Below are 13,462 nucleotides of genomic sequence, written 5' to 3'. Positions count from 1 at the left end.
GGCAGCCTATTCCTTCAGGTCCAGAGGCTGCTCCGACCAGTCTTCCACACTGCCGTCCTGCCCATGCAGCCGCAGTCCCAGCCAGTGCCGGCCGGGCTTGGCGGCGGCCAAGTCGAGATCGGCACTGAAACCGACCGCCGGATGGTTGGGGTCGGTGGAGATTTTCCAGTACGCCGCGGTTCCGGTGCTGGAAAGCCCATAGCGCGCCTTGGCCACAGGCTTGCCGTCCAACAGGACCTCCACGCCCTTCAATCCCACGCCATCCTTGAACGCCCAGCCCGCCACCTGGAATTTCCTGCCGGTCGCGGCCTTGCTCTCGGGCGTGTCGATCCAGGCGAATGCGGGAAGCGTGCAAGCGCCCTTGCTTTTTCCCGCGGTCAGGGCGAACAGCAGGAAACGCTGGTGGCCGTGATCCACGTTGACCACGCGCGGCGGCGGCAGCGGGCCTACCTTTTTGCATAGCTGGTGGTAATAAGCCAGCAACGATTTGTATTGCACGTCGCCGGTTCCCACTACCAGCAAGGCAGGTGCGCTGCGGCTGCCGTCGCTTTCCAGCTTCCACAATTTCAGCTGCGGCGCACGCCCATGTTTCTGGTTGAGCGGGTGGTCGAGCACGGGAATGCGCGGATTATCGAGCGCGAATCCCAGTTCGGCGCCCGATTTGAAGTTGTCTGCGAGCAGCGTTGTGCCAGGAGGCAACCTTGCCTGCTCTTCGCGCACGGCGGCTGTCAGCTGTTCCCAGCCCGCGAAGTTGGCCGGATAGAACTTTTCCGCCGCGAAGCGTTCGCGCCACTGCGGCGTGGACAGCACCAGGTAATACCCCAGCACCGCCAGCAGTCCGGCCCCGCTCAAGACCCAGGTCGCGATACGCAAGCCGCGCGGCCATTCGCGCAGCAACGCCGGCACCGCAATCAGCAACGGCAGGTAGCCCGGCAAGGGCCAGTGGAAACTGACCCGCTCCACATCGGCGAAGAAACCCAGCAGAAAGAAGCCGAGCGTGGAGACGCCGCCCAACAGACCGAAGTAGCGCCATTGCGCCGGCATTCCATCGCCAGTGCGGAACGAGCGCACGAACACCTGGATCAAGGCGAAGAACAGCAACGGCGTGACCAGTCCCGCCTGCACCACCAAGAACCACCAACCGGTGGACTGGAACGCCCAAGGATGGCGGTCGACGAGTTGGAAGCGCAGGCCGGCGTCGGCGTTCTCCAAGTTCCAGGCCACCAGTGGCGCCCACGCGGCCACGCCCACCGCCAGCGCCACCCAAACGCGCGGATCCCGCAACACGCGCCTGCCCTGCGGCAACAGCGCCAACGCGATCATTCCCACGCCGATCACGCCGATGAAACGGTAATGGCTCAAGGCGCCGATGGTCAGGCCCAGCGCAAGTTCGAAAGCCGAGGCGGCATCGATCTCGCGCAGCAGGCGCGCGCCCGCATCCAGACACAGCACGGTAGCGAAAGCCATCGGCACGTCCGGCACTGCCAGGATGCCCAGGCTGCCCGCCAGCGGCATCAGCACCACCAGACTTCCCGCGCGCCAGCCGGCGGCCTCGCCGAACCAGCGGCTGGCGATATGGGTGATCAGCCACGGCAGCAATGCCGCCAGCAGCAGGAACGGCGCGCGCAGGGCAAGCGCATGCTGGCCGCCGATCTCGGTCCCCAGCCTGGTCATCCATGCGGTCAGCCCCGGAAGGTCGGAGTAAGCGGCCGCGAGATGCCGGCCTTCCTGCCAGTAGAACGCCTCGTCCACGAACAACGGCAGGCGCGCTGCGATCAGAAGTTTGATCGCGGTCACCACTGTCCACAGCAACAGGAAGATACGTTGCGCGCGCTTTGTGTCCTGCATGCTTTCGTCCCGCATATGCCGTTAGACTTCCTTGAAAAGAACCCGGAAAAACCATGCTCGCCCAGCCACCTGTGCATGAAATGCTAACCGATGCGTTGCATGCGGCCCTGAAGTCCGCGCAACAGCAAGTCAACTCGCTGGTGCTGGGCAAGTCCCAGGAAGTGCGCCTGGCGTTCGTGGCGTTGCTTTCCGGCGGTCATATTCTGATCGAGGATCTCCCCGGCCTGGGCAAGACTACCTTGGCCCATGCCTTGGCCGCGACGCTCGGACTCGGCTTCCAGCGCGTGCAGTTCACTTCGGATCTGTTGCCGGCCGATGTCCTGGGCGTGTCGGTGTACGACGCGCAGTCACGGCAGTTCCAGTTCCATCCCGGCCCGGTCTTCACCCACGTGCTGCTGGCGGACGAAATCAACCGCGCACCGCCGCGGACCCAAAGCGCGCTGCTGGAAGCCATGGCCGAGCACCAGGTCACCCTGGACGGCATGACCCGGCCTTTGCCGGATCCTTTCTTCGTCATCGCCACTCAAAACCCCGTGGATCTGTCGGGCACTTATCCGCTGCCGGATTCGCAACTGGACCGCTTTCTGCTGAGGCTGACGCTGGGTTATCCGAATGCGGAATCGGAGCGCGCGCTGCTGGCGGGAGACGATCGCCGCGAGTTGATCGCCCGCACCGAACCGTTGCTGTCCAGCGACGACGTACTGGCATTGCGCGCTGCGGTGAACCAGGTGCACGCCAGCGCGGCGCTGGTGGACTACGTGCAGGCGTTGATGGCCCGCAGCCGCCAGCACCCGGGCGTGCGCGTGGGCCTGTCGCCGCGCGCCGGCATCGCATTGCTGCGCGCGGCGCGCGCCTATGCTCTGCTGCTGCGGCGGCGCCACGTATTGCCGGAAGACGTGCAGGCGCTGTTTTCGGCAGTGGCCGCCCATCGTCTGGTCGCCGAAGCGGAGGCCTCGTCCACCGCGGCGCTGGCCAAATCCATTCTGCACGCGGTGGCCGTGGACTAGAACGGGATGCCAGCCACTCCACGCGAACGCCTGGCTACGCGCTTCGCGCTGCTCGCGCGCCCGCGCACGGCCGAAGCGCTGCCGGTGAAGCTGGACCGGCGCCGGGTTTACGTGTTGCCTTCGCGTTTCGGATTCTTCTTCGGCGCGCTGCTGTCGGCCATGCTGCTGGGCGCACTCAACTACAACAACAATCCGGCCTTGCTGCTCGCGTTGTTGCTGGGCGCCACCGCATTGGCAAGCCTCATCGCAGCGCACTTGCAGCTGTCGGGTCTGCGCATCGATGCGATCTCCGCAGAACCCGTCGCCGCAGGCAATACGCTGCAAATGCACGTCGCGCTTTCGGCAAAGGACGCGCGCAACCGGCGCGGTCTGCAATTGCGATACGGGGAAAACCGGATCAGCGCGACGTTGCTGGCCGGCGAGCCCGCTGCGGTCACACTGCCGGTGGATACACGACGGCGCGGCTGGCTGGAACTGGACCGCATCCGTATTTCCACCACCCAGCCGCTCGGTTTGGCTCTGGCATGGGCATGGGTCTGGCCCGAGCAACCGTTGCTGGTTTATCCCGTGCCGGAGACGCAAGGTCCGCCGTTGCCGTTGGGCGACGGCAGCGCCAGTCATGCCCGCTTGAATCCCGCCGGTGATGACGTGCATCACCTGCGCAGCTACCGCGCAGGCGACCCGCGCCGCGCCATCGCCTGGAAACCCTCGGCCCGCCGCGATTCGCTGATGGTGCGCGAATACGAGCAGCCGCTTGCGGTCGAAGTCAATCTGGATTGGCAGGCGCTTGCACCGCTTGCCGCCGAGCAGCGCATCAGCCGGCTCGCTCACTGGGTCGATCTGGCCGAACGCGAAAGCCGCCGCTACCGCTTGTGTCTGCCCGGACAACCGGTGCTGGGGCCTGGGCAGGGACCTGCGCATCGGCATCTCTGCCTGCGTGCGTTGTCGTTGCTGCCGCATGCCGAGCTTCCGCATGGCAATGGCCGCTGACATCTCCCGCGAGCGGATAGACGACGGCAGCCGCCTGTGGACGCTCGCCACCGCGGCGCTGTCGCTGTTGCCGCTATTGCTGCAGATCCCCGGAGAATTGGCGTCGGCAATCGCGCTGGCGGCGATTCTGGTTTCGGCGCTTTCCTGGCGCAAACCGATGCCGGCGATGCTGCGCCTGCTGCTGGCGCTGCTGGTGCTGGCCGCGGTGTTCTCGCAGATGGGGTTCCGCTTCGGGCGCGATACCGGCTGCGCGCTGCTGGCGGCCATGATCGCCATCAAGCCCTCGGAAACTTCCACGCTGCGCGATGCGCGCAGCCTCATCGGCTTCGCGCTGTTCGCTCCTTTCTCGGCCTTCCTGCTCGATCAAGGCCCGCTCACGATGTTGCTGGGACTGCTGTCGGTCCTTTGCGCCCTGTTGACTCTGCAGCGGCTGGCCGATGTGGAGTCGCAATCGCTTGCCGGCACCGCAACGCCGTTACGCGCGCTGGCGGCGGTGGGCAAGCTGATGGCGATCGGGTTGCCGCTGGCGTTGAGCGCATTCTGGCTGTTTCCGCGCCTGGGTTCTCCGCTATGGGGCGTACCCGAACGCGCCGTGAGCCGTCCGGGACTTTCGGACAGCATGACGCCGGGCGGCTGGTTGGATTTGATGGCGGACGACAACCCCGCCCTGCGCGTGGAATTCTTCGGTGCGCGTCCCGCGTTGCAGGAAATGTATTGGCGCGGCCCGGTGCTTTTGGATTTCGACGGCCGCAGTTGGACCCAGGCTTACGCGATACGGCAACTTCCGGCTGCGCCAGCCGCCCGCAGAAACATTATCTGGGACTACCAGATCGAATTCGAACCCACCGACCGCCGCCAGCTGGTGGCGCTGGATCTGCCGCGCGCCGCACCTGCGGGCAGCTTCCTTTCGCAGGACTACAGCCTGTATTCGACCGCGCCGCTAAACGCATTGAGTCGCTGGCGACTGCAGTCGTCGCCACCGGCCAATTTCCAGCCGCAACTCAACGCCGCCGCACGCCAGCGCGCGCTCGACCTGCCGGCCGGTTACAACCCGCGCACCCTGGCCCTTGCCCAGCAGTGGCGGCGCGAAGCCGGAACTAACGACAACGCCATCGTGCAGCGCGCGCTGGACTGGGTGAAGCGCGAATTCGCATACACCCTGGATACGCCGCTGCCGGGACGCAACAGCGTGGACGAATTCCTGTTCGATCAGAAGCAAGGCTACTGCGAGCATTTCAGCTCTTCCTTCGTGGTCCTGATGCGCGCGTCGGGTATTCCCTCGCGTGTGGTCACCGGCTATGTCGGCGGCGTGCGGAACCCGTTCGGCGGCTATTGGGTGGTGCGCAACATGGATGCCCATGCCTGGGCCGAAGTGTGGTTGGCCGGACGCGGCTGGGTACGCGTGGACCCAACCGCCGCGGTGGCGCCCGAACGCGTCTACGACACCTTGGAGGACCGGCTGAGCGCGGGAACCGGCGGAATCGACCGGCTGGCCACGCTGGGGGACTTCAGCGATTGGATGCGGCGCGGATGGAACGATCTGGTGCTCGGCTTCAATGCCGATCGGCAGCAGCGCCTGTTGCAGCCCTTCGGCATGGACCAGTTGGACAGCCGACGCCTGGGCGTACTGTTCGGGATTTTCGCGCTGGCCGCGTTGGGCTGGATGGGCTGGCTGCTGGCACGCGGAGAACGGGAACGCGACCCGTTGCTGCGCGCCTGGCATCGCCTGACCCGGCGATATGCGCGACTGGGCCTGGCACGGCAGCCGTACGAGCCGGCTCTGGATTGGGCCGAACGCGTCGCTGCGGCCAGGCCGGAATCGGCCGACGCCCTGATTCCGCTCAGCCGCCGTTTCGCTCAAACGCGCTACGCTGCCGCCGTTGGGGACGCTGCACTACTCAACGACCTGCGTCGGCACCGTCCTTGAATCCTGGAGATTCACCATGAACGCCAAAATCCGCCTCATCGCACTGGCCGCAAGCAGTCTGCTGCTTGGCGCCTGCGCCACCGCGCCCAAGCCGTTGCAGGGCGCTTTCACTCCGGTCACGCCCAGGGAAGCCGTCGCCGGCAGCCAGGTCGGCACCTCCGTACGTTGGGGCGGCCGCATCGTGGAAACCGTGCCTGGCCAGGACAGCACCTGCTTCCAGTTGATCTCGCGTCCGCTGGGCGGCACCGGCCGTCCCCTCAGCAGCGCGCCGGACGCCACCGACGGCCGCTTCATCGCCTGCCGCGCCGGTTTCTACGACCCGGCGGTATTCACCGAAGGCCGCGAAGTGACTTTCATCGGCCGCGTCGATGGCGTGGAGTCCACGCGCATCGGCCAATACGATTACCGGTTGCCGCGCATGACCGCCGACGTGGTCTACCTGTGGCCGGAAGTGCGCGAAGTCGAGATCCGCCCGTCTCCGTTCTACGACCCGTTCTGGGGTCCGCGCTGGGGACGTTGGGGCTGGTGGTGAGCCTTGCCTGATCGAATATGAAAAAGCCGCTCATCGAGCGGCTTTTTCATTCCTGCGCATCGTTATCCGGGCGTACCGAAACGCCCCAGCCGCGCGCCCGCCAACAGATGCAGATGCACGTGGAATACGGTCTGCCCGGCATCCTCGCGGCAATTCATGACCACGCGGTAGCCGTTCTGCGCGAAGCCTTCGCGGCGCGCATATTCGGCGGCGGCAAGCACCAGCTTCCCCACCAGCTCGGCATGGCCGGGCTGCAGGTCGTCCAGGGTGGGAATCGCCTCGTTCTTCGGAATGAACAATACGTGCACCGGTGCCTGCGGGGCGATATCGCGGAAGCCGAGCACTTCATCGTCTTCGTAGACGATATCGGCGGGGATTTCGCGGCGGATGATCTTGCCGAAGAGAGTGTCGGTCATGAGCGGGTCCTGGATGGCTTTGCGATTGTAGGAGCTGCGTAAGCTGCGACCGCAATTCTTCCGTTCGCAGGAGGTTTCAGTCAGATTCGATAATGCTGCCGTCGCAGCTTACGCAGCTCCTACAATGGCATTTCGCTTCTGGTTCCGAAGGCATGCGACAGCGTGCCGCGGTCGACGTATTCCAGTTCTCCCCCCAACGGCACGCCATGGGTTAGACGGCTGGGATGCACCTTGTGCTGGCGCGCCAGTTGGGCCAGGTAATGCGCGGTGGCTTCGCCTTCCACGGTGGGATTGGTGGCGATGATCAGTTCGGTGATTTCGCCCTGCGCCAGCCGTTCCGACAGTGCGTCCAGCCCGAGTTCGCGCGGGCCGATGCCGTCCAGCGGCGACAGCCGTCCCTGCAGGATGAAATACAGGCCGCGGTAGCCGGTGGCCTGCTCGATGGCCAGACGGTCGGCCGGCGATTCCACTGCGCACAGCAGATGCTGGTCGCGGCTGGAACTGGCGCAGATGGCGCAGACCTCGGTTTCGGTGAAGTCGCGGCAATGCTTGCAGTGCCCGATATGCTCCAGCGCCAATGCCAGCACTTCGGCCAGGCGCTGGCCGCCCTCGCGTTCGCGTTCCAGCAATTGGTAGGCCATGCGCTGCGCGGTCTTCTGGCCGACGCCGGGCAGGATACGCAATGCTTCGATGAGTTGTTCGAGCAGGGAAGAAGACATGGAATTGGGGATTGGAGATTCGGGAGTTGGGATTCGTAAAAGCACAGGACTGTGACCAAACCCCTAATCTCGAATCCCCAATCCCGGCCTCATCAGAACGGCATCTTCATGCCCGGCGGCAATTGCATGCCGGCGGTGGCCGCGCCCATCTTGCTCTTGGACTCGGCGTCGATCTTGTTGGAGGCGTCGTTGAAGGCAGCGGCGATCAAATCCTCAGCCATCTCCGGATCGGCCAGAACGCTGGGATCGATGCGCACCTTGCGGCACTCCTTGGCGCCGGTCAGGGTCACGCTGACCATGCCGCCGCCGGCGCTGCCGGTGACTTCCAGCTTGGCCAGCTCTTCCTGGGCGCGCTGCATGTTCTCCTGCATCTTCTGCGCTTGCTGCATCAGTTGGGCGATATTTCCACGCATCTTTGTTACCTGTTCATTCGTCGAAGGAGCGGATGGAATCCGGAACCAGCTTGGCGCCATGCTGCTGAATGAGGCGCTGCACATCCGGGTTGTTCATGAAATTCTCTTCGTCGGCGCTCTGGCGCTGAGTGCGCTCGCGGTGGCTGCGCTGCTGCAGCGTTTCCGATTCGCCGAGCGCATGGTCGAAGACGATGCGCGGGGCGGCGCCGAGTTTGCTGGCCAGCGTATTGGAAAGTTCGGCGAGCGATTTTTCCGAACGCAGATAGTCGAAGCCGGCGTCCAGCGACAGGCGCAGGACACCCTCGCCATATCCAACGAACGCTGCGTTTTCCGCCAATTGGCGCGCAGCGCCCTTCATGCCGCTATTGCCGGCGAAGTGCAGCCACTCCTCGGCGGTGGCGATCGCGGCGACGGCGCTTTCGGCAACCGGCGCGACGGCGGCTGGCGCGGGTTGCGGCTGCGGTTGTATTTTCGCGACCGGCGCCGTCGGCGCTTCCGCTACCGGTTTGGCGAGGGGCGCTGGGGGTTCCTGTCTGACGGCTACCGGCTCCGGCGGCGATGCGGCGGCCACCGAAGCGGTCTGCGGGGGCTTCGCCACTTCGACCGTGCCAGCCGGCTCCGCATTGACCTGCCCTGCCCCGGCTGGCCGGAACGCGAGCATCCGCAACACGCTCATCTCGAAACCGGCGCGCGTGCTGGGCGCAAGATAAAGATCGCGGCGCCCATTCACCGCCATTTGGTACCACAGCTGCACCACTTCCGGCCGCAAACGCTGGGCGAAATCCTCAACGTCAATACCGTCGGCTTCCACCGACACGCCCGGCACCAGCTGACGCACCTGGATGCGGTGCAATGCTTCGGCCAGGGCTTCCAGCACGCCATTCCAGTCCGGCGAAAATTCGGCAAGCGCAGCCACAATCTGCAGCAGGCGTGCGCCGTCGCCATCGGCCAACGCGGCCAGCATGGCGCCGACCTGGGTACGGTCCACCGTGCCCAACATGGTGCGTACGCCCTCCTCCCGCAGCGCACCGCCATTGTTGCTGCCGGTGTAGGCGATGGCCTGATCCAACAGCGACAGGCCGTCGCGCAGACTGCCGTCGGCGGCCTTGGCGATCTGGCGGATGGCGCTGTCGTCGGCCTGTATTTCCTCGGCGGCCAGGATGCGGGAGATCTGGCCGGAGATCTGGTCTTCGTCCAGGCGCTTCAGGTTGAACTGCAGGCAGCGCGACAGCACCGTAACCGGCAGCTTCTGCGGATCGGTGGTGGCCAGCAGGAACTTCACGTGCCCGGGCGGCTCTTCCAAGGTCTTCAGCAGCGCGTTGAACGCCGCCTTCGAGAGCATGTGCACTTCGTCGATCAGATAGACCTTGAACTTGCCGCGCGAGGGCATGTACTGCGCGTTCTCGATCACCTCGCGCACGTCGTCCACGCCGGTGTTGGAGGCGGCGTCGATCTCCAGCAGGTCCAGGTAGCGGCCCGAATCGATGTCCAGACAGGTCGAGCACTTGCCGCAGGGCTCGGCGCTGGTGCCTTCCTCGCAGTTCAGCGATTTGGCGAAAATGCGCGCGATGGTGGTCTTGCCCACGCCGCGGGTGCCGGTGAACAGGAAGGCGTGATGCACGCGGCCGCTTTCCAGTGCGTTGCTGAGCGCGCGCACCACGTGTTCCTGCCCGACGAGCTCGGCAAAACGCTTGGGGCGCCACTTTCTGGCGAGGACGAGATAGGACATCAGGCAGCCGTTTTCATCTGAATGGCCATTGTGCCGCGCCGAGTGGATCTGTCCAAGGAAAGAATTTCCCGGCCCGTCGCTACGGGACCCGGATAATGAATGGTCAGCGGAATTCCACGTCCAGACAGGCAGGACTCGCAATAAGTCGCGGCGCCAGCTAGAATTCGCGGCCCTGGAAAGCGGCTTTGCCCGCCTTCAGGTCCCGGAGAGGTGTCCGAGCGGTTGAAGGAGCACGCCTGGAAAGTGTGTAAGCGTCTAAACCGCGCTTCGGGGGTTCGAATCCCCCTCTCTCCGCCAGTTTCAAGATGCGGCGCAACGCGCATCAGTCCTATGGTGGCCCTGTCGGCCCCTCGCGACGCTAGGTTGAAAACTCCGCCAGGGCCGGAAGGCAGCAACGGTATTGACTGATGCGGGTGCCGAGGCCAGCCGGCTGGGCCGCCACCTTATAGGCGGCCCTTTTCCGCTTGCTCCGTCCAGATCGCATCGTGAACGGGCATCGTGAACGGAATTACCGATCCGAGCGGCCCGGCACCAATCCCAGCGCGTCCGGTTCCCGGCCCGCGGGCCAGTGGTCTATTACTTTCCAGTCACGGGTATCGATGACCGCGATCCGGTCGCCGCCGCTGATCGCCACGTAGGCGCGCTGCCGGGCGGGATCCACCACCGCGCCGATCGGCATCGCCGTGCCTCCCAGCATGCTCTGGTTGTAGACGACGCCAGGCTCGGTCAGTTCAAGGGTGGCCACGCGCAATTTGCTGCGGGCGTCGAACACCGCCACATTGGCCGCGGTCGCATTGGTCACCAGCGCATGGCGGCCATCGGCGGTGAACACCACCCGAATCGGGAAGCCCTTGCTGCTCATCCTGCGCCTGATCGCCAGGGTGGCCGGATCGTGCACGGTGATGGAGCCCTCCTGCCGATTGGTGACCCATACCTCCTTGCCGTCCGGGCTGACCGCCACGCCTTCGGCGCCCTTGCCGGCGGCGCGCTCCTGAGCCTTGAGTCCGGAGGCCAGGTCGATGCGGCTCAGCGTGCCCGCGTTGATCTTGGTGACGTAGGCGATTTTTGCGTCAGGCGACAGCGCGACCATGTGTCCGGTGCCTGCGCCCACATCGATCACTTTTTCCACCACGCCGCGGCCCACATTCACGATCAGCAGGCTGGCGGAGCCTTCGGTGGTCACCAATGCACGCTCGTCGCCCGGCAGCAGGCGCAGGCCATGCGGCGCGCCGTGTTCGCCCAGGTCGATGCCGCGGGTGGGCTTGCCGCCCACCAGATCCAGCACCGACAGCGTATTGCCCGAGGTCTCGCGGCCATAGTTGCTGACCAGCGCGAAACGGCCGTTGCCGGCTACCGCGATCTCATGCGGCGCCTTGCCGGTGCGGAACTCGCCGATCTTGCGGCCATCGCGCGCGGAAAGCCGCCACACGCTGTCGCCGGATTTGTTGCCGACCAGCAACTCGTCGGCATGGGCCCCGCCAGCCGCCAGCGCCAGGAAGCACACTAGAAAAAAGCAAACGACGGGACGGGCTGCGCCGATCATGCGGTTGGTTTCCGGATCATTCTTTTGCGGTATCGGGCTCGGGATGCAGCCAGCCCGGATCTCCTTCCCGGTAGCGTTCGTGCTTCCAGATCGGAACCCGCGATTTCACCTCATCGATGATATAGCGGCAAGCATCGAATGCCGCGCCGCGGTGCGCCGCGCTGACGCCGACCCATACCGCCAAGTCTCCGATGGCCAGATCGCCGATGCGATGCACGCATCGCGCATCGACGATGGCGAATTTGTCCATCGCCTCCTGCAGCACCCGTTCGCCTTCCTTTTCGGCCAGTGCGAGGTAGGCCTCGTAGCGCAGTCCGTCCACCGCACGGCCGTCGTTGTGGTCGCGCACCCAGCCTTCGAAACTGGCGAAGGCGCCTGCGGTCGGGTGCGAAAGCTGGTCGCGCAGGGGCGCGATCTGGATTGGGACTTCGGAGAGATGGAAACGTTTCATGCCTGCGCACGACTCGAAATCGTCATTAGAGCCGTCATTCCAGCGAAAGCTGGAATGACGACGGACGGGGTATCGGCATGACTTGGCATTGTTACCCCCCCGACACCGGCGGAATGAAGGCGATCTCGCCGCCATCGCGCAACGCATCGCCCCACTTGGCGAATTCGCCGTCGGCCGCCACCCGCAGGCGATTGGCCGGCAAGGCGAATCCGTGGCGCGACTGCAGTTCGGCATACAGGGTCTGCAGGTCCGCCGCGGTCGATTCGATCCGTTCCGAGGCGACACCGCTCGCATCGCGCAAACTGGCGAAATAAAGGACCGTCACCGTCGCCATCAAGCTTCTCCGAAATCGCTTTTGCCGCCGCGCTTGCCCAGCAGCTTGGCCGGACCGATCACGATCCGGTGCGAAAGCGCCTTGCACATGTCGTAGACGGTCAGCGCGGCGACCGTGGCGCCGGTCAGCGCTTCCATTTCCACGCCGGTGCGGTGCATGGTCCTGACCGTGCATTCGATCCTCAGCGCGCTATCGCCGTCCCAGACGATGACGATGCGGCAGCCGTCGATCGGCAACGGATGGCAGAAGGGAATCAGCTCGTGGGTGCGCTTGACCGCCATGGTGCCGGCGATGACGGCGGTATCCACGATGCCGCCCTTGGCGCTGCGCAGCCCGTTGGCGTGCAGCTGCACCGCCACTTCTTTCGGAAACCGCACCCGGCACTCGGCCGTGGCCGCACGCGCGGTCGCCGGCTTGCCGGAGACGTCCACCATGGACGGCAGGCCTGCGGCATCGAGGTGGGTCAGGACTTTCTTGCGCGCCGCCATTCAACCACCGATCAGGAACATTTCGACATGCCGGCCTTTGCCGGCCTCGCGTTCGCCGCGCAACTCGCTGTAGCGATCCGCGCGCCGCGACCAGAGCCCCGCCAGATGGTCGGCGAATGCCGCTTCGCCCTGCGCAAGCGCACCGCGAAGATCGGCTCCCTCGGATGCGAACAGGCAGGTGTACAGCTGTCCGTCCGCCGAAACGCGTGCGCGGTGGCAATCGCCGCAGAAGGTTTCGCTGACCGAACTGACGAATCCGATTTCGCCCGCACCATCCTGGAAACGGTAACGCTTGGCCACTTCGCCGCGATAGTTGGCATCGAGCGGGATGATCGGCCAGCATGCGGCGATGCGATCACGCAGTTCGGCCGAAGCCACCACCTGCGCGCGCTGCCAACCGTTGCAGGTGCCCACATCCATGTATTCGATGAAACGCAGCACGTGGCCGCTGCCGCGGAAGTGTTCCACCAGCGGCAGCACCTGGTTTTCGTTGACGCCGCGCTGGACCACGCAATTGATCTTCAGAGAACCGAACCCCGCCCGTGTTGCGGCGTCGATGCCGGCCATCACCGCGGACGCTTCGCCGCGGCCGCCGGACATTTCGCGGAACAGGTCCGCATCCAGTGCATCCAGGCTGACCGTCAGCCGACGCAGGCCGGCGCGGTGCAGCGCATGTGCTTGCGCGGCCAGCAACGAACCATTGGTGGTGAGGGCCAGATCCTCGATTCCCGGAACGACGGAAAGGCGGGCGATCAACTCCGGCAATCGCTTGCGCAGCAGCGGTTCTCCCCCGGTCAGGCGCAATTTGTTGACGCCGATGCGCGCGAATCCGCGTACCAGGGTTTCGATTTCGTCGAACGACAGGCGCGACGCCGAATCCAGGCCATAGTCGTCCGGCACCTGATCGGCAGGCATGCAGTAACCGCAGCGGAAATTGCAGGCCTCGATCACCGACAAACGCAGGTCGCGCAACGGCCGGCCGCGCCTGTCCAAAGGCATGTTCAAAGGCATGCCCTGCGGCCAGGCCGGAGATTGCGGAACTGCACTCATGATCAGGGGCCACTC

At 65.3% G+C, this 13,462-nt stretch carries 14 protein-coding genes, 1 tRNA gene and 1 other RNA gene; 6 read left to right on the top strand and 10 right to left on the bottom strand.

What is annotated here, in order from left to right; translation table 11 throughout:
• Positions 1-6: 6 nt before the first annotated feature.
• On the bottom strand, positions 7-1,848 hold the full coding sequence (locus tag BLR66_RS00650; protein ID WP_093284083.1) for an ArnT family glycosyltransferase: 1,842 nt from the start codon (positions 1,846-1,848) through the stop codon (positions 7-9).
• 53 nt (positions 1,849-1,901) lie between these two features.
• On the opposite strand from BLR66_RS00650, the gene BLR66_RS00645 reads away from it, so the two are divergent.
• From BLR66_RS00645 to BLR66_RS00630, 4 genes are read left to right on the top strand one after another with little or no spacing between them, the layout of a single operon-like run.
• Entirely contained in the window at positions 1,902-2,855 is a 954-nt protein-coding gene (locus BLR66_RS00645; protein WP_093279716.1) for an AAA family ATPase, read from the top strand.
• A gap of 6 nt (positions 2,856-2,861) precedes the next feature.
• Positions 2,862-3,845 (top strand): DUF58 domain-containing protein, encoded by a 984-nt coding sequence (locus tag BLR66_RS00640; RefSeq protein WP_093279715.1) that lies wholly within the window; start codon positions 2,862-2,864, stop codon positions 3,843-3,845.
• Complete coding sequence (locus tag BLR66_RS00635; protein ID WP_093284078.1) at positions 3,835-5,772, top strand: transglutaminase TgpA family protein; 1,938 nt, start codon at positions 3,835-3,837, stop codon at positions 5,770-5,772. The genes BLR66_RS00640 and BLR66_RS00635 overlap by 11 nt, the downstream gene beginning before the upstream one ends.
• A 16-nt stretch (positions 5,773-5,788) precedes the next feature.
• Complete coding sequence (locus BLR66_RS00630; RefSeq protein ID WP_093279714.1) at positions 5,789-6,304, top strand: Slp family lipoprotein; 516 nt, start codon at positions 5,789-5,791, stop codon at positions 6,302-6,304.
• Positions 6,305-6,366: 62 nt separating this feature from the next.
• Here the strand turns inward: BLR66_RS00630 and BLR66_RS00625 are convergent, their stop codons facing one another.
• From BLR66_RS00625 to dnaX, 4 genes are all read right to left on the bottom strand, one after another.
• Positions 6,367-6,720, bottom strand: a complete 354-nt coding sequence (locus tag BLR66_RS00625; RefSeq protein WP_093279713.1) for a histidine triad nucleotide-binding protein — start codon at positions 6,718-6,720, stop codon at positions 6,367-6,369.
• Positions 6,721-6,839: 119 nt separating this feature from the next.
• The gene (gene recR / locus BLR66_RS00620; protein WP_093279712.1) at positions 6,840-7,439 is read right to left on the bottom strand and encodes a recombination mediator RecR; all 600 of its coding nucleotides are present in this window, start codon (positions 7,437-7,439) and stop codon (positions 6,840-6,842) included.
• 92 nt (positions 7,440-7,531) lie between these two features.
• Positions 7,532-7,852, bottom strand: a complete 321-nt coding sequence (locus BLR66_RS00615; RefSeq protein ID WP_093279711.1) for a YbaB/EbfC family nucleoid-associated protein — start codon at positions 7,850-7,852, stop codon at positions 7,532-7,534.
• Between the two features lie 13 nt (positions 7,853-7,865).
• Positions 7,866-9,581: a DNA polymerase III subunit gamma/tau gene (gene dnaX / locus BLR66_RS00610; protein ID WP_093279710.1), complete on the bottom strand. Its 1,716-nt coding sequence runs from the start codon at positions 9,579-9,581 to the stop codon at positions 7,866-7,868.
• 204 nt (positions 9,582-9,785) lie between these two features.
• On the opposite strand from dnaX, the gene BLR66_RS00605 reads away from it, so the two are divergent.
• Together BLR66_RS00605 and ffs are read left to right on the top strand one after the other, a co-directional pair.
• Positions 9,786-9,878 (top strand) — tRNA-Ser (locus BLR66_RS00605).
• A gap of 42 nt (positions 9,879-9,920) precedes the next feature.
• Positions 9,921-10,017: signal recognition particle sRNA small type (gene ffs, locus BLR66_RS00600), an RNA gene on the top strand.
• A 72-nt stretch (positions 10,018-10,089) separates the two neighbouring features.
• Here ffs and BLR66_RS00595 read toward each other — a convergent pair.
• The 5 genes from BLR66_RS00595 to moaA all read right to left on the bottom strand — a co-directional run bounded on the left by BLR66_RS00595 (position 10,090) and on the right by moaA (position 13,447).
• The gene (locus BLR66_RS00595) at positions 10,090-11,124 is read right to left on the bottom strand and encodes a beta-propeller fold lactonase family protein (protein WP_093279709.1); all 1,035 of its coding nucleotides are present in this window, start codon (positions 11,122-11,124) and stop codon (positions 10,090-10,092) included.
• 16 nt (positions 11,125-11,140) lie between these two features.
• Positions 11,141-11,575 (bottom strand): molybdenum cofactor biosynthesis protein MoaE, encoded by a 435-nt coding sequence (locus BLR66_RS00590; RefSeq protein ID WP_093279708.1) that lies wholly within the window; start codon positions 11,573-11,575, stop codon positions 11,141-11,143.
• 91 nt (positions 11,576-11,666) lie between these two features.
• The gene (locus BLR66_RS00585; RefSeq protein WP_093279707.1) at positions 11,667-11,912 is read right to left on the bottom strand and encodes a MoaD/ThiS family protein; all 246 of its coding nucleotides are present in this window, start codon (positions 11,910-11,912) and stop codon (positions 11,667-11,669) included.
• Positions 11,909-12,397, bottom strand: a complete 489-nt coding sequence (moaC, locus tag BLR66_RS00580) for a cyclic pyranopterin monophosphate synthase MoaC (RefSeq protein ID WP_093279706.1) — start codon at positions 12,395-12,397, stop codon at positions 11,909-11,911. Before moaC ends, BLR66_RS00585 begins: the two co-directional genes overlap by 4 nt.
• The gene (gene moaA, locus BLR66_RS00575) at positions 12,398-13,447 is read right to left on the bottom strand and encodes a GTP 3',8-cyclase MoaA (protein ID WP_093279705.1); all 1,050 of its coding nucleotides are present in this window, start codon (positions 13,445-13,447) and stop codon (positions 12,398-12,400) included.
• Positions 13,448-13,462 lie beyond the last annotated feature (15 nt).

It is taken from the genome of Pseudoxanthomonas sp. CF125, from assembly GCF_900104085.1.
GTDB lineage: Bacteria > Pseudomonadota > Gammaproteobacteria > Xanthomonadales > Xanthomonadaceae > Pseudoxanthomonas_A.
Note: the sequence above shows the minus strand (reverse complement) of the source record. Positions and strands in the feature narration are given on the sequence as shown.